At 65.6% G+C, this 16,099-nt stretch carries 14 protein-coding genes; 11 read left to right on the top strand and 3 right to left on the bottom strand.

What is annotated here, in order from left to right; all coding sequences use genetic code 11:
- Position 1: 1 nt before the first annotated feature.
- Genes ACVMB0_RS19890 through ACVMB0_RS19880 form a run of 3 tightly spaced genes read right to left on the bottom strand, consistent with a single transcriptional unit; the run spans position 2 to position 2,659 of the window.
- Positions 2–1,552 carry a WS/DGAT/MGAT family O-acyltransferase gene (locus tag ACVMB0_RS19890; protein ID WP_456755981.1) on the bottom strand — a complete coding sequence of 517 codons (1,551 nt, stop codon included), beginning with the start codon at positions 1,550–1,552 and terminating at the stop codon, positions 2–4.
- 58 nt (positions 1,553–1,610) lie between these two features.
- On the bottom strand, positions 1,611–2,402 hold the full coding sequence (locus ACVMB0_RS19885; protein ID WP_461347384.1) for an esterase/lipase family protein: 792 nt from the start codon (positions 2,400–2,402) through the stop codon (positions 1,611–1,613).
- 8 nt (positions 2,403–2,410) lie between these two features.
- Complete coding sequence (locus tag ACVMB0_RS19880) at positions 2,411–2,659, bottom strand: DUF6489 family protein (RefSeq protein WP_166297834.1); 249 nt, start codon at positions 2,657–2,659, stop codon at positions 2,411–2,413.
- A gap of 379 nt (positions 2,660–3,038) precedes the next feature.
- Between ACVMB0_RS19880 and ACVMB0_RS19875 the strand changes: the two genes are divergently transcribed.
- The 11 genes from ACVMB0_RS19875 (at position 3,039) to ACVMB0_RS19825 (ending at position 16,098) form a co-directional block, all read left to right on the top strand.
- Positions 3,039–4,637 carry an ABC transporter substrate-binding protein gene (locus tag ACVMB0_RS19875; RefSeq protein WP_461347383.1) on the top strand — a complete coding sequence of 533 codons (1,599 nt, stop codon included), beginning with the start codon at positions 3,039–3,041 and terminating at the stop codon, positions 4,635–4,637.
- Positions 4,638–4,740: 103 nt separating this feature from the next.
- Entirely contained in the window at positions 4,741–5,721 is a 981-nt protein-coding gene (locus ACVMB0_RS19870; RefSeq protein WP_456755985.1) for an ABC transporter permease, read from the top strand.
- Positions 5,722–5,732: 11 nt separating this feature from the next.
- Positions 5,733–6,692, top strand: a complete 960-nt coding sequence (locus ACVMB0_RS19865; protein WP_461347382.1) for an ABC transporter permease — start codon at positions 5,733–5,735, stop codon at positions 6,690–6,692.
- Positions 6,689–7,672, top strand: a complete 984-nt coding sequence (locus ACVMB0_RS19860; RefSeq protein WP_461347381.1) for an ABC transporter ATP-binding protein — start codon at positions 6,689–6,691, stop codon at positions 7,670–7,672. Before ACVMB0_RS19865 ends, ACVMB0_RS19860 begins: the two co-directional genes overlap by 4 nt.
- Positions 7,669–8,664: an ABC transporter ATP-binding protein gene (locus tag ACVMB0_RS19855; protein WP_461347380.1), complete on the top strand. Its 996-nt coding sequence runs from the start codon at positions 7,669–7,671 to the stop codon at positions 8,662–8,664. Before ACVMB0_RS19860 ends, ACVMB0_RS19855 begins: the two co-directional genes overlap by 4 nt.
- Positions 8,665–8,771: 107 nt before the next feature.
- Entirely contained in the window at positions 8,772–10,577 is a 1,806-nt protein-coding gene (locus ACVMB0_RS19850; protein ID WP_461347379.1) for a gamma-glutamyltransferase family protein, read from the top strand.
- A gap of 222 nt (positions 10,578–10,799) precedes the next feature.
- Positions 10,800–11,510, top strand: a complete 711-nt coding sequence (locus tag ACVMB0_RS19845; protein WP_461347378.1) for a DUF1028 domain-containing protein — start codon at positions 10,800–10,802, stop codon at positions 11,508–11,510.
- Positions 11,507–12,496 carry an ABC transporter ATP-binding protein gene (locus tag ACVMB0_RS19840; RefSeq protein ID WP_461347377.1) on the top strand — a complete coding sequence of 330 codons (990 nt, stop codon included), beginning with the start codon at positions 11,507–11,509 and terminating at the stop codon, positions 12,494–12,496. The genes ACVMB0_RS19845 and ACVMB0_RS19840 overlap by 4 nt, the downstream gene beginning before the upstream one ends.
- Positions 12,493–13,596: an ABC transporter ATP-binding protein gene (locus ACVMB0_RS19835; protein WP_461347376.1), complete on the top strand. Its 1,104-nt coding sequence runs from the start codon at positions 12,493–12,495 to the stop codon at positions 13,594–13,596. Before ACVMB0_RS19840 ends, ACVMB0_RS19835 begins: the two co-directional genes overlap by 4 nt.
- Positions 13,597–13,613: 17 nt before the next feature.
- Complete coding sequence (locus tag ACVMB0_RS19830) at positions 13,614–15,125, top strand: ABC transporter substrate-binding protein (RefSeq protein WP_461347375.1); 1,512 nt, start codon at positions 13,614–13,616, stop codon at positions 15,123–15,125.
- Between the two features lie 31 nt (positions 15,126–15,156).
- Positions 15,157–16,098, top strand: a complete 942-nt coding sequence (locus ACVMB0_RS19825) for an ABC transporter permease (RefSeq protein ID WP_461347374.1) — start codon at positions 15,157–15,159, stop codon at positions 16,096–16,098.
- Position 16,099 lies beyond the last annotated feature (1 nt).

The raw sequence follows: 16,099 nt of genomic DNA, 5'->3' as shown, positions 1-16,099 counted from the left end.
CCTATTCGGCCGCGCCCTTGATGTCCGCAGGCGGAGGCGCGAACGCCGCCTCGAGTGCATCGAACTCGAGCGGCAGCATGTCGCACATCACCTGCACGTGGGGAATGATGTTGGCACCGACGATGAAGCCGAAATCAAGCTGATCGCGGTAGCTCTGCACGGTGATGTTGAGCGCAACGCCGTGGGTCGAGATCGAAACCGGGAAGATATGCAACAGCTCCGCTCCCGCCGCATACAGCGTCTGCCGCGGCCCCGGCACGTTGGAGACCGTGATGTTGGTCGCCGGCGGCAGCACGTTGGAGAGGTCGGAACGGCTGTAGAGCAGCGCCATGATCTGCACCAGGATCGGTGCGCCGAGCATGGAGATGTTGGAGACCTGCGGCATCAGGGCGCGCAGCGGATGCGACATCTCCTTGGACTTGGTGGACTGCGCGATGATGGTCTCCAGCCGCTTCCTGGGATCCTCGATGTCGGTCGCGATCGAGCAGATCATGCCGAACACCTGGTTGTTGGATTCGGCATTGCCCTCCTCGCGCAGCGAGATCGGCACGCCGGCGGTCAGCGACTTGTTCGGCAGCGCGCCCTGGCTGATCAGATAGCGCCGCACCACGCCGGAGGCGAGCGCCAGCACGACGTCGTTGAGCTTGCCGCCGGACGCTTTCGCCAGCGCCTTGGCGCGCGACAGCGAGATCGAGGTGCCGGCAAAGCTGCGCTCCGACGAGATCGCCTTGTTGAGGATGGTCGGCGGCGAGGACATCGCCTGCAGGCTCTCGCGCGAACGGGGATCGGCGACCTTGGCGACGACGTCGGACAGGCTCTTCATCACGGTCGGCATCGAGCCCGCGAACTTCACCGCGCTCTCGATCTGGAACATGGCGTTGTCGAACAGGATCGAGCCGAGGTCGCTCTTGCCGGAGCGCGGCAGTTCCAGGCTCTTCTGCGCGGCGGCGGCCGCCTCGAACGGCTGGGTCCAGAGCTGCTGATAGGCATCGATCAGGTTGGCCGCGATGTCGCGCGGCTCCTGCGCGACCTTCTTCGCGCTCGGCGGCTCAATCTCGCGCGGCACCGGCGTCAAATCGTAGATCATGCTGGTCAGCGCGGCACCTGCGCCGCCGTCGATGCAGGCGTGGTGCATCTTGGAATAGAGCCCGATCTCGTTGTCCTTCATGCCCTCGAAGACGTAGAATTCCCAGAGCGGGCGGGCGCGGTTCAGCAGCTTGGCGTGCATCCAGCCGACGATGCGCTCCAGCGTGGCGCGGTCGCGCGGCGCCGGCAGGCTGGCGCGGAAGATATGGCGGTCGATGTCGAACTGGTCGTCCTCGACCCAGGACGGATGATCGATGTCGAGCGGCGCCTTCTGCAGGCGCGCCTTCAGGATCGGCGCGATGTGCAGCCGCGAGGCGATCATCGCCTTGAACTCCTCGAAGAAGTCGCCCTTGTAGCCGTCGGGCAGGCGGAAGATCGCCATGCTGCCGACATGCATCGGCATTTCCGGCGTTTCCAGATAGAGAAACGATGCGTCCAGCGAGGACAGCTTCTTGGCGTCGCTCATGATCTCCTCCCGAGAGCCAACTCACGCGGGCGCCTTGAGGCGCTTCTCGTCGTTTGGTTTAGGATAGTGCCTGTTCTGCCGGTCCGTAGGCAATGGCAAAGGGGCCGGACCGGTCAAAATGCCGGAACTCGCCTTCCGGCTGCGCCAGCCGGTCCGCGATCGCCCACAGCGCTGCGGGGTTGACGCCGAGGCCGAGATGGCTCGCCAGATGCACCTCGATGTTCTCGGCGGTCGCCGATGGCCGCACCCGCGAGGTCCGCCAGTTCACGATGCCGTCGGTGCGGGAATAGATCGAGGTGGCCGGCACCGGCATGTCGCCGGCGATCGCGGCGCGGACATCCGGGATGTCGTCCACGCCCTCGCCGGACAAGAGCTCGTAGAGCCGGGTCGCATTGGTGGCGCGGATGTCGTCGGCGAACGGACTGCCGAGCGTGATGATGGAGCGCACCAGCTCGGGCATCTGCGACGCCAGATCGCGCGCATAGACGCCGCCGAGGCTCCAGCCGACGATCGAGATCTTGCGCCCGGTGGCCTCATGGACCCGCTTCAGCAGGTCGCGCAGCGCACCTCGCCTGCTGGAGATGCCGCCGAAATTGCGGCCCATGTTCCAGGCGTAGGCGTCGTAGCCGAGCTGTTTCAGATAGCGCCGCATCGGCGCCATCGACAGATCGCTGGCGAGGAAGCCCGGCAGCGCCAGCACCGGATGACCGTCGCCCTTCGGCGCCTGCATCAGCAAAGGCGACAAAAGCAGGCTCGAATTGAGTTCGAGCACGCCGCGCGCTTCCGCCAGCATCAGGAACAGGCTGGGCGGGCGCAACCGGCGTTCGGTCCCATCAGCGCTCCTGTCCATGTCGGTCACTATTTCTTCTTGCTCGCGCCGCCGAAGCCGGCCATCGCCACGAACATGTCCTGGAAGCGCTCGGCGAGCTTGGGATCGAAGGTGAACCAGCTCTGCATCAGCGATTCCGGCGAAATCTTATCGATGTTCGACAACATCTGCTGCTGCAGCTTGTCCATGACGGCATTCTGCATCGGTGCCACGTCGGGCAGGCCGAAGAACTGCCGCGCTTCGAGGGGCGTACAATCTATCTCGACGTTGACCTTCATATCCGCCTCCTCAAATGCGCCGTGACCCGGTTCAGTATCGCCGCGACGGGGTGCGTTGCGCAAGTCGGCCCCGGCCGTCCCAAGATGCAGTCGGCCTCAATCATCCGTTATGGTCAACCAAACTGTCTTGCAGCGACCGGCATCGGCAGCGCGCGCCGCAGATCACTCCCGTGCCCCGCACGCAGCACTCCGAAAGTCGAATGTCACGCGCCGATATCGACCGCCCATCGTGAGAATCCCAGTGGTTGCGCTGCACCCGCGCGAGCAGGTTAACCCTTTGGGAAATCGCGCTTGCGCGGCCGGTAAACTCTGGCAACATGCATCAATAATACCAGCCGGACAAAGCAGCCGGCCGACAAGAACGGGGACGCGGGATCACATGTCGGTACGTTGGAGTTTGTTTGCGGCGGCTGCCGTCGCGCTGGTCGCCGTTGCCTTGCCGGCATCGGCCCAGACGTTGAAGTATGCCAACCAGGGCGAACTGAAGTCGCTGGATCCCTACACGCTGAAGGAAACCACCACGATCGCGCACCATGCGCACGTCTACGAAGGCCTCACCGCCCGCGACAAGGACCTCAAGATCATTCCGGCCCTGGCGGAAAGCTGGGAGACGCTGAGCCCGACCAAATGGCGCTTCCATCTGCGCAAGGGCGTCAAATTCCACAATGGCGACCCCTTCACCGCCGACGACGTGCTGTTCTCCGCCGACCGGGTCCGCGCCAAGGGCTCCAACTTCCTCAGCAACGTCCCCGCAGATGCCAAGTTCACCAAGGTCGACGACACCACCGTCGACGTGACGCTGGACTCGCCCAATCCCATCCTGATCTCGCAGTGGGATAGCTGGTACATCATGGACAAGAAGTGGTGCGAGGAGAACAACTCCGTTGCACCGACGCCGGCCTCGGCGACCACGCCGAGCTACGCGGCGCTGCACGAGAACGGCACCGGCCCGTTCACGATCGAGAGCCATCAGCCCGGCGTGAAGACCGTGTTCAAGGCGTTCCCGGGCTATTGGCGCAAGCCGGAGCACAATCTCAAGGAGATCATCTTCACCCCGATCGGCTCCGACGCCACCCGCGTCGCCGCGCTGCTGTCGGGCGAGGTCGATGTCATCGAACCGGTTCCGTTGCAGGACATCCAGCGCGTCAATTCCAGCGGCGTCGCCACCGTGATGACCGCGCCCGAGATCCGCACCATCTTCATCGGCATGGATATGGCGCGCGATGAGCTGCTGTATTCCAACGTCAAGGGCAAGAATCCGTTCAAGGACATCAAGGTCCGCGAAGCCTTCTACAAGACGATCGACGTCGACCTGATCAAGACCCGCGTGATGCGCGGCATGTCGACGCCCTCGGCCCTGATGATCGCGCCCGAGCTGTATCCGCTGTCGAAGGAGTTCACCCGGCCGAAGCCCGATCCGGAAGGCGCCAAGAAGCTGTTGGCCGAGGCCGGCTATCCGAACGGCTTCGAGGTCACGATGGACTGCCCGAACGACCGCTACGTCAACGACGCCGCGATCTGCCAGGCGGTGGTCGGCATGCTGGCCCGCATCGGCGTCAAGGTGAACCTGCTGGCGCAGCCGAAGGCGCAGTATTTCGGCAAGGTGCTGAAGCCCGGCGGCTACCAGACCTCGTTCTTCATGCTGGGTTGGACGCCCGCCACGTCCGACTCGCACAACGTGCTGCACGACATCCTCGGCTGCCGCGACGACCCGAAGGACTCGACCCGGGGCGAGGCCAATCTCGGCGGCTATTGCAACAAGGACGTCGACGCGCTCACCGACAAGGTGCTGGTCGAGAGCGACACCGCCAAGCGCGACCGGTTGATCAAGCAGGCCTACGAGATCGTCATCAAGGATTACGGCTACATTCCGCTGCATCAGCAGCCGCTGGTGTGGGGCGTGTCGAAAAAGGTCAAATTGACCCAGCGCGCGGACAACCAGGTGCTGCTGTACTGGGCGACCAAAGAGGGTGAATAGTGGTCTCGGCGAATTGGGTCCCGGAAGCGCAGGCTTCCGGGACCTCGCGTTTTCCGGTCGCGCAACGCCGCGCGCCAAATGTCAAAAGCAGTGAAAGGTAGAGATGCTCGCTTTCACTCTTCGCCGTTTCCTGCAGGCGATCGGCGTCATGCTCGCCGTGGGCATCATCGCGTTCGCGATGTTCCGCTTCGCCGGCGATCCGGTCAATCAGATCGTCTCGATCGACACCTCGGCCGCGCAGCGCGCCGAGATCCGGCACTCGCTTGGCCTTGACGATCCCGTGCTGGTGCAGTTCGGCCGCTATTTCATCAACGCGCTGCAGTTCAAGTTCGGCGTGTCCTACCAGTTCCGCCTGCCGGTCTCCTCGCTGCTCGCTGAGCGCATGCCGGCGACGCTGGAGCTTGCGATCGTCGCCACCATCTTCGCGATGGTGGCCGGCATCCTGATGGGGGTCTATTCGGCGCTGCGCCGCGACACCATCCTGGCCAGATTATTCCAGGCGATATCGCTGATCGGCATTTCGCTGCCGACCTTCCTGATCGGCATCCTGCTGATCTATCTGTTTGCCGTAACCTTGGGCTGGCTGCCCTCGTTCGGGCGCGGCGAGGTCGTGAAGCTCGGCTGGTGGTCGACCGGGCTGCTCACCGTCTCCGGCTGGAAGGCGATCATCATGCCGGCGATCACGCTCGGGCTGTTCCAGATGACCCTGATCATGCGGCTGGTGCGCGCCGAAATGCTGGAAGTGCTGCGCACCGACTATATCCGCTTCGCCCGCGCCCGCGGGCTGACCACGCGCGCGATCCATTTCGGTCACGCGCTGAAGAACACCCTGGTTCCGGTGATCACGGTGGCCGGCCTGCAGTTTGGCTCGGTTATTGCTTTCTCGATCATCACCGAAACCGTGTTCCAATGGCCGGGCATGGGGCTCCTGTTCGTCCAGGCCGTGCAAAACGTCGATATCCCAATCATGGCCGCGTATCTGTTGATGGTCTCGCTGATCTTCGTCACCATCAATCTCGTGGTCGACATCCTCTACACCGTAGTCGATCCGCGCTTGCGGTCGACCGTCGGCCGCGCGGCGTGAGGGGCTGACCGATGTCCGACGCCGTCGTCCCCCATCGCGCCGAAGACCACCAGCCACCTGCCGGCTGGTTCGCCCGCGCGCTCGACAGCGACATCTTCTATTCGTTCCGCCGCTCCAAACTGACGATGGTCGCCGCTGCGATCACGCTGTTGTTCTTCCTGCTGGCGATTTTCGCGTCCTGGCTTGCGGTGCAGAATCCGTTCGATCCGGCACAGTTGCAGCTGATCAACTCGCGGATCGCGCCGCTGTGGACCGCCGACGGCCAGAGTCCGTTCCTGCTCGGCACCGACGAGCAAGGCCGCGACGTGCTCTCGGCGATCCTCTACGGCCTGCGCATCTCCCTTGCCGTCGGCCTGGCCGGCGTGGTGTTCGCCGGCGCGCTCGGCATCGCCCTCGGCCTGATCGCCGGCTATTTCGGCGGCGCGGTCGACACCGTGATCATGCGGATCGCCGACGTGCAGCTCACCTTCCCGGCGATCCTGATCGCGCTGCTGGTCAACGGCGTCGCCAAATCGCTGCTCGGCAACCGGCTCGACGAGATGAGCACGCTCGGCGTCCTGATCATCGCGATCGGCCTCAGTTTCTGGGTGCAATATGCCCGCACCGTGCGCGGCTCGGTCATGGTCGAGAAGAACAAGGACTACGTGGCGGCAGCGCAGCTGATCGGCCTGCCGGCGCCGAAGATCATGTTCCGCCACGTGCTGCCGAACACGATGGGCCCGATCCTGGTCATCGCCACCATCAACCTCGCGCTCGCGATCATCACCGAGGCGACGCTGTCGTTCCTCGGCGCCGGGATGCCCGACACCATGCCCTCGCTCGGCACCCTGATTCGGATCGGCAACAACTATCTGTTCGCCGGCGAATGGTGGATCGTCGCCTTCCCGGGCATCGCGCTGGCCGGCCTGATCCTCTCCATCAACCTGCTCGGCGACTGGCTGCGCGACGCCCTCAACCCGAAGCTCCGATGACCACGCCCGTTCTCTCCGTACGCAATCTCGAGGTGGAATTCGTCACCCGCCGCGCCACGTTGCGCGCCATCAACGGCGTGTCGTTCGACATCGCCAAGGGCGAGGTGCTCGGCGTGGTCGGCGAGTCCGGCGCCGGCAAATCGGTCACCGGCCTCGCCGTGATCGGGCTGATCGATCCGCCCGGCCACATCTGCGCCGGCGAGATCGAGCTGTCGGGCACAAGGATCGACCATCTGCCGGCGGAAGAAATCCGCCGCGTCAGGGGCAAGCGGATCGGGATGATCTTCCAGGATCCGCTGACCAGCCTCAATCCGCTCTACCGGATCGGCGACCAGATCGTCGAGACCATCCGCACCCACACCAGCTTAAGCGAAAGCGCCGCGCGCCGGCGCGCCATCGATCTGCTGGCCGAGGTCGGCATCCCTGCGCCGGAGAAGCGCATCGACGGCTATCCGCACGAATTCTCCGGCGGCATGCGCCAGCGCGTCGTGATTGCGCTCGCGATCTGCGCCGAGCCCGAGCTGATCATCGCCGACGAGCCGACCACCGCGCTCGACGTCTCGGTGCAGGCGCAGATCATCGCGCTGATCAAGCGGCTCGGCCGCGACCACGGCACCGCGGTGATGCTGGTGACCCACGACATGGGCGTGATCGCTGAGACCTGCGACCGCGTCGCGGTGATGTATTCCGGCCGCATCGCCGAGATCGGCCCGGTGCAGGAGGTGGTGCGCAATCCCTTGCATCCCTACGCCCGTGGCCTGATGGGCGCGATCCCGACACTTGCGGGCGAGGACAAGCGGCTGGTGCAGATCCCGGGCTCGATGCCGCGGCTGTCGGCGATCCCGCCGGGCTGCCCGTTCAATCCGCGCTGCGCATTTGTCTTCGATCGCTGCCGCGTCGAACGCCCCGAGCCGATCCGGCAGGGCGCGCAATCGGTCGCCTGCCACCTGTTCGATCCCGCGAAGGAGACCGCGGCATGAGCGGGACATTGATCGAGGTCAGGAACCTGCGCCGCGTGTTCGACGTCTCGAAGCCATGGCTCAACCGCGTGCTCGAGGGCGGCCATCTCGAATATCTCAAGGCCGTCGACGGCGTCTCTTTCGACATCAGGCGCGGCGAGACCTTTGCGCTGGTCGGCGAATCCGGCTCCGGCAAGACCACGGTTGCGCGCATGGTTGTCGGCCTGCTGCCGCCGAGCTCCGGCGAAGTCGTGATCGACGGCGCCTCGATGACCGATCCGCGGCAGGGCCACGCGCGCCGCCGGTTGCGCCGGCGCATCCAGATGGTTTTCCAGGACCCCTATGCGAGCCTCAATCCGCGCTACCGGGTCGCCACCATCGTCGCCGAGCCGATCCGCGCCTTCGACCTGATCCAGGGCGAGCGCGACATCAAGGCCCGGGTCGGCGAATTGCTCTCGCTGGTCGGCCTGCATCCCGACGACGGCCAGAAATTCCCGCACGAATTTTCCGGCGGCCAGCGCCAGCGCATCGCGATCGCCCGCGCACTGGCATCCGAGGCCGAGTTCATCGTCTGCGACGAACCGACCTCGGCGCTCGACGTTTCCGTGCAGGCGCAGATCCTCAATCTGATGCGCGATTTGCAGGACAAGTTCGGCCTGACCTATCTGTTCATCAGCCACAATCTCGCTGTGGTCCGCCACATGGCGAGCCGGATCGGCGTGATGTATCTCGGCCGCATCGTCGAGATCGCCGAGGGCCGGAAATTGTTCGAGAACCCGCTTATGCCCTACACCAGGATGCTGCTCGGCGCGGTTCCGGACCTTGCGATGTCCGGGCGCCAGCGCATCCCGGTCAAGGGCGAGATTCCGAACCCGATCGATCCGCCATCGGGCTGCTCCTTCAATCCGCGCTGCCCCCTCGCCTTCGACCTCTGCCGCCGGAAGACGCCGGACCTGATCGACGGCGTCGCCTGCCACGCCGTCAACAGTCCGGCAGCGGCCATTCGGGCATGATCACGCGGATGGGAGCGGCCATGTCCACCAAGCGGTTGGCATGCCAGCCCGCCTGTGATCAAGTGCGCGCGCAACACGCCCAGCAAGCCGCCGAACGGTGAATAGCCATGAGCAACGTCAACCCCGATCCATTCACCACAAGGCCCGAGATCGAAGGCACGTTCGGCGTCGTCACCTCGACGCACTGGATCGCCACCGCGGTCGGCATGGCGACGCTGGAGAAGGGCGGCAACGCGTTTGACGCCGGCGTTGCAGCCGCGTTCACGCTTCAGGTGGTCGAGCCGCATCTGAACGGCCCCGGCGGCGACGTCCCGATCATCGTGCACGACATCAAGCGCGGCAAAACCGAGGTGATCTGCGGCCAGGGCCCGGCGCCGGCGAAGGCGACCATCGCGCACTATCGCAGCGAGGGGCTCGAGATGGTGCCCGGCACCGGCCTGCTCGCCGCCTGCGTGCCCGGCACGTTCGAAACCTGGATGCTGCTGCTGCGCGACTACGGCACATTGAAGCTGCGTGACGTGCTGGAGCCTGCGATCGGCTATGCGCGTGACGGCCACCCGCTGGTCGAGCGCGCGTCCGCCACCATCAAGACCGTCGAGCAGCTGTTCCGGAAATACTGGACCACATCGGCCGACGTCTATCTGCCCAATGGCGAGGTGCCGAAGCCCGGCACCATTTTCACCAACAAGACACTCGCGGAGACCTACACACGCATCCTGACCGAGGCGGAGGGCGCGGGCGGCGATCGCGTCGCGCAGATCGAGCGTGCGCGGCAGGCCTGGTCGAAGGGCTTCGTTGCGGAAGCGATCGACAAGTTCTGCCGCACCCAGGAGGTGATGGACGTCTCCGGCTCGCCGCACCGCGGCGTGCTGTCGGCCGACGACATGGCGCGCTGGCAGCCGACCATCGAGGCGCCGCTGACCTACGATTACGGCCGCTACACCGTGCAGAAGTGCGGCGTCTGGAGCCAGGGTCCGGTGATGCTGCAGCAGCTCGCGCTGCTGAAGGGCTTCGAGCTCGACGGGCTCGATCCTGCAGGCCCCGACTTCATCCATCTGCAGATCGAGGCCGCCAAGCTTGCTTATGCCGATCGCGAGACGTTCTATGGCGATCCCAAGTTCACCGACATTCCGATCGAGACGCTGCTGTCCGATGCCTACAACAACGAACGGCGCAAGCTGATTTCGAAGGACAAGGCGTCGCTCGACTTCCGCCCCGGCTCGGTCGAAGGCTTCGGCGGCGTCGTCAAGCTGCGTCACGCCGAAGGGCATCGCGAGGCCGTCGGCGCCATGGGCGCGGGCGAGCCGACGGTCGGCCGGTTCGGCGAGGTACGCGGCGACACCGTGCATTTCGACATCATCGACAAGGCCGGCAACATGATCTCGGCGACGCCGTCCGGCGGCTGGCTGCAATCCTCGCCGGTGATTCCCGAGCTCGGCTTCTGCCTCGGCAGCCGCGCCCAGATGTTCTGGCTGGAAGAGAACCACCCGGCTTCGCTGGCGCCGGGCAAGCGGCCGCGCACCACGCTGTCGCCGAGCATGGCGCTGCGCGACGGCACGCCGTATCTCGCCTGGGGCTCGCCGGGCGGCGACCAGCAGGATCAGTGGATCACGCAGTTCTTCCTGCGCCACGTCCACGCCAAGCTCAATTTGCAGGAAGCGATCGACGCGCCGGCCTGGCACTCCGAGCATTTCCCGATCTCGTTCTGGCCGCGCACCTCGCGCCCCGGCGTGCTGGTGCTGGAAAACCGCGTGCCGAAATCGACCATCGACGAATTGAAGCGCCGCGGCCATGTGGTGGAGATCGGCCCCGATTGGTCGGAAGGCCGCCTCACCGCGGCCTCGAAGGTCGGCCCCCGCCGCCGCGCCGCCGCCAACCCGCGCGGCATGCAGGGTTACGCCGCAGGCCGATAAACACGAAGATGATCGCCACAGCATGATGACGTCGGGTCGGATCGCGGAGCGAGCCCCAAACTCCACCTCGCCCCGCTTGCGGGGAGAGGTCGGATCGCATCGAAGATGCGATCCGGGTGAGGGGGAGTCACCGCAATCTCGATTTGTACCATCTTCGCGGAACAAGCCCCTCACCCCAACCCTCTCCCCGCAAAGAGCGGGGCGAGGGAGAAGAGAAGCGAGATGACCTGGTCGATCATCGCCCGCGACAGCGCCACCGGCCAGCTCGGCATCGCCGTCGCGACGCGGTTCTTCGCGGTCGGTGCGCTGGTGCCGCATATTGCACCCGGGGTCGGCGCCATCGCGACGCAGGCCCTGGTCAATCCCTATTACGGCATCGACGGCCTCGCGCTGCTGCGCGACGGCAAGACCCCGCACGAGGTGATCGCGGCGCTGATCGGGCCCGACGGCGGCCGCGAGAGCCGGCAGCTGCATGTCATTGACATTAAGGGCCGCATCGCGGCGCATTCCGGCAAGGATTGCATCGACTGGTTCGGCCAGATCGCCGGCGACGGTTTTTCGATCGCCGGAAACATGCTGGCCGGACCTGCGGTGCTCGATGAGACCGCGCACGTCTATGCCGCGAATGAACGGCTGCCGTTCGCGGAGCGGCTGATCAAGGCGATGTTCGCCGGCGAAGCGGCTGGCGGCGACAAGCGCGGCAAGCAATCGGCGGCCCTGCTGATCCACGGCGCCGAGGAATGGCCGCTGCTCGACCTGCGGGTCGACGACCACACCGATCCCCTGCGCGAGCTGGAGCGGCTGGAAGCGGTCAGCCGCGAGCACTGGGTGCCGTTCCGGAGCTTCATGCCGACCCGGGACAACCCGGCCGGAATCAGCGACCGCACCAGGATCGACGCCGGCATCGCCGCCGCGAAAGCGGGCCGCGAATGAGTGCGGGCCCGTTGATCGAGATCGAGGGCCTGCGCGTCAGCTTCCACGGCGACGATGGCCGCATCACGCATGCGGTCGACAGCGTCGACCTGTCCGTCGCCAACGGCGCCACGCTCGGGCTGGTCGGCGAGTCCGGCTGCGGCAAGAGCGTGACGTCGCTTGCGATCATGGGGCTGTTGCCGAAGCAATCCGCCGCCGTGTCCGGCGCGATCCGTTTCGACGGCTTCGACCTGCTCGAGGTGCCGGATGCGACGCTGCGCGACCTGCGCGGCAATCGGCTCGCCATGATCTTCCAGGAGCCGATGACCTCGCTCAACCCGAGCTTCAGCATCGGCGACCAGATTACCGAGACGATTCTGCGCCATCGCGGCGGCTCCCGACGCGCGGCGCGCGAACGCGCCGTCGAGCTGCTGCGCCGCGTCCACATCCCCTCGCCCGAGAAACGCATCGACGACTATCCGCACAAGCTGTCCGGCGGCATGCGCCAGCGCGTGATGATCGCGATGGCGCTGGCCTGCGATCCGCAGCTCCTGATCGCCGACGAGCCGACCACCGCGCTCGACGTCACGCTGCAGGCGCAGATCCTCGATCTGATGCGCGAGCTGAAGGCCGCCAGTGGCGCGGCGATCATCCTGATCACCCACGATCTCGGCGTCGTCGCCGAAGTCTGCGACGAGGTCGCCGTGATGTATGCCGGCGAGATCGTCGAGCGCGCCCCGGTCGACGAGCTGTTTGCCAATCCGCAGCATCCCTACACGGTCGGCCTGCTCGGCTCGATCCCGCGGCTCGACCGCCGCACCAGCCATCTCGCCACCATCGAGGGCATGGTGCCGAACATGGCGAACCCGCCGGCGGGCTGCCGCTTCGCCGCGCGCTGCCCGTTCGTGGAGCATGCCTGCGCAAAATCGCCGCCGCCGCTCGCGCTGCTGAGCGCGACCCACGCCTCGCGCTGCATCCGCGCGCCGCTGGAACGGCTGGTGTCATGACCGCGCTGCTCGAGGTCGAAGGGCTGGTGAAGCATTTCGTCGCCGAGCGCTCGCTGTTCGGCCGGCCGACCGCCCATGTGAAGGCGGTCGACGGCGTCAGCTTCACGGTCGAGGCCGGCAAGACGCTGGCGTTGGTCGGCGAATCCGGCTGCGGCAAATCCACCGTCAGCCGGCTGGTGCTGCGACTGATCGAGCCGGATGCCGGCCGCGTCAGCTTCGAGGGCCGCGACCTCGGCACGCTCGATGCCGAGCAATTGCGCGCGTTCCGCCGCGACGCCCAGCTGATCTTCCAGGATCCCTACGCCTCGCTCAATCCGCGCATGACGGTGAGCCAGATCCTGGGCGAGCCGCTGGCCCTGCACAATCTGGTGCCGGCAGCGGGCCGACGCGAGCGGGTCGAGGAGCTGCTGCGCCTGGTCGGGCTGGAGCCGCGCTTCGCCCGCCGCTACCCGCATGAATTCTCCGGCGGCCAGCGCCAGCGCATCGCGATTGCGCGCGCGCTGGCGGTCGAGCCGAAACTGATCATCTGCGACGAGCCGGTGTCGGCCCTCGACGTCTCGATCCGCTCGCAGATCCTCAATCTGCTGCGCGACCTGCAGGACCGCCTGAAGCTCGCCTACATCTTCGTCTCGCACGATCTGGCCGTCGTGAAGCACATCGCCGACCGCGTCGCCGTGATGAACCTCGGCAGCATCGTCGAGACCGCGGATGCGCAAGCGCTGTTCACCGCGCCGCGCCATCCCTATAGCCGCGCACTGCTGTCGGCGATCCCGGTGCCCAAACCGAAGGCAAAACGCAACCGGATTGTCCTGCAAGGCGAGCTGCCGAGCGCGCTCAATCCGCCGAAGGGCTGCCGCTTCCACACAAGATGTCCCTATGCCGTCGCGCGTTGCCGGAGCGAAATGCCGCAGCTCGTCGAAGATGGCACCGGACATGCAACGGCATGTCACCGGACGACGGAGCTGCCGCCGGCGGATGCGATCGTCCCGTCCGACGGCGGTTTTTCGCCGACATTGGAAAAGCTACTCGCTGCCTTTGGCGCGGCGGAAGGGGCCGGACGCTCCGGGGTTGGTACAGGCGGGACCGAGGTCGGCGCGTGAACATGGGGAGCAGTGTGATGAAGATGTTTCGTTTGGCGGCGATGGCCGCGGCGCTGTTGCTGGCGCTCGGCGCCGGCGCGCAGGCCCAGACCACGTTGCGGATCGGCCTCGCCGAGGACCCGGATATTCTCGATCCCTCGACCGCACGCACCTATGTCGGCCGGATCGTGTTTGCCGCCGTTTGCGACAAATTGTTCGACATCGACGAAAAGCTCAACATCGTGCCGCAGCTCGCGCTGGCGCACGAAACCTCGGCCGACGGCAAGGAAGTCACGATCAAGCTGCGACCCGGCGTCAAGTTCCAGGACGGCGAGCCGTTCGACGCGGACGCCGCCAAATTCTCGCTCGACCGCCACATGACGCTGCCGACCTCATTCCGCAAATCGGAGCTCGCCAGCGTCGATCACGTCGAGGTGGTCGATCCGCTCACCATCAAGCTGGTGCTGAAGACGCCATACTCTCCGCTGATCGCCCAGCTCACCGACCGGGCCGGCATGATGGTGTCGCCGAAGGCGGCGAAGGAGGCCGGCGACAAGTTCGGCCTGCACCCGGTCTGCGCCGGCCCGTACAAATTCGTCGAGCGCGTGCAGCAGGACCGCATCGTGTTCGAGAAATTCGCCGACTACTGGAACAAGGACAACGTCTTCATCGATCGCATCGTCTATCTGCCGATCGTGGACGCCACGGTTCGGCTCGCCAATCTGAAATCCGGCGGGCTCGACCTGATCGAACGCGTGCTGGCGACCGATATCAAGGACGTTCGTTCCGACCCGAAGTTGGTGTTGTCGACGGCGCCCGAGCTCGGCTATCTCGGCCTGACCATCAACATCGGCAACGACAAGGCCAAGGGACCGCTCAGCCAGTCGGTCAAGGTGCGCCAGGCGCTGGATCTGGCGATCGATCGCGAGGCGCTCAACCAGGTCGTCTTCAACGGCGAGTTCACGCCGGGCAATCAATGGGTCTCTCCGACTCATCCCTATTACCAGAAGGCGTTTCCGGTTCGCGGCGCCGACGTCGCCAAGGCCAAGGCGTTGTTGAAGGAAGCCGGCGTCGCGCTGCCGGTGACCGTCGACTACATGGTGCCCAAGGGCACGGAATATGAAGCGGTGGCCCAGGTGGTCCAGTCGATGGCGGCGGAAGCCGGCTTCGACATCAGGATCCGGGTGGTCGAATTCGCCACCACCTTCAAGCAGGCCCAGGCCGGCGAATTCCAGATCTTCCAGATCAACTGGAGCGGCCGGATCGATCCCGACGGCAATTCCTACATCTTCATGCACGCGAAGGCGCCGCAGAACGACGGCGGCTATTCCAATCCGGAAGCCGACAAACTGATGGAGGACGCCCGGCTGATCGCCGATCCGGCGCAGCGCAAGGCGATCTACGAGAAGCTGACCAGGATCCTGCTCGATGACGAGCCCATCATCTACCTCTATCACCGTACGCTGCTGATCGCGCACACGACCAAGCTCGCGGGCTACCGGCAGATGCCGGACGGCCTGGTGCGCGTGACCGGGCTGAAATTGAAATGATCGCCACGGCGCAGGGCACGCGGGGCCGACAATGCTGAACTTCCTCGCCAGGCGGCTGGTTCAGCTGGTCCCGACGCTGTTCTTCGTGTCGATCCTGATCTTCTCGCTGCAACATCTGCTGCCGGGCGATCCGGCGCTGGTGATGGCCGGCGAGGAGCGCGACCCGGCCGTGATCCAGCAGATCCGGCAGCAGTATCACCTCGATCAACCGATCCCGATGCAATATGTCTACTGGATCAAGGGCGTGTTGTCGGGCGATTTCGGCGAATCGCTGCGTAACAAGATGCCGGTGCTGAGCCTGATCGCGCAGAAGCTGCCGGTGACGCTGCAGATCGGCGGCATGGCCATCGTGATCGCCTTCCTGATCGGCATTCCGGCCGGCATCGTCTCCGCGGTCAAGAAAGGCACCGCCTGGGACTACGGCGCCAATCTGTTCGCGCTGTGGGGGATCTCGACGCCGAATTTCTGGCTCGGCATCATGTTGATCTTCCTGTTTTCCATCAAGCTCGGCTGGTTGCCGGCCTCGGGCTACGTGCCCTTGAGCGAAAACTGGCGCGCCAGCCTGGCTGCGTCGATCATGCCGGCCTTCGTGCTCGGCAATGCGATCGCGGCGATCCTGATGCGGCATACCCGCAGCGCCATGCTGCAGGTGCTGGAGAGTGACTATGTCCGCACCGCGCGCGCCAAGGGCCTCTCGGAGCGCACGGTGATCCTCAAGCACGCGATGCGCAACGCGCTGACGCCGATCATCACGCTCGGCGCGCTCGAGCTCGGCACGCTGCTGTCGGGCGCGGTCCTCACCGAGCAGATCTTCTCGATCCCGGGCTTCGGCAAGCTGATCGTCGATGCCGTGTTCAACCGCGACTATGCCGTCGTGCAGGGCGTGGTGCTGACCACGGCGACGATCTACATCACGCTCAATTTGATCGCCGACGTCGCCTATATCCTCGTCAACCCGCGGCTGAGGGGCTGAC

This window comes from Bradyrhizobium sp. USDA 4451 (genome assembly GCF_054822585.1).
The sequence above is the reverse complement of the archived record's forward strand: the minus strand, read 5'-3'. Positions and strand labels throughout refer to the sequence as shown.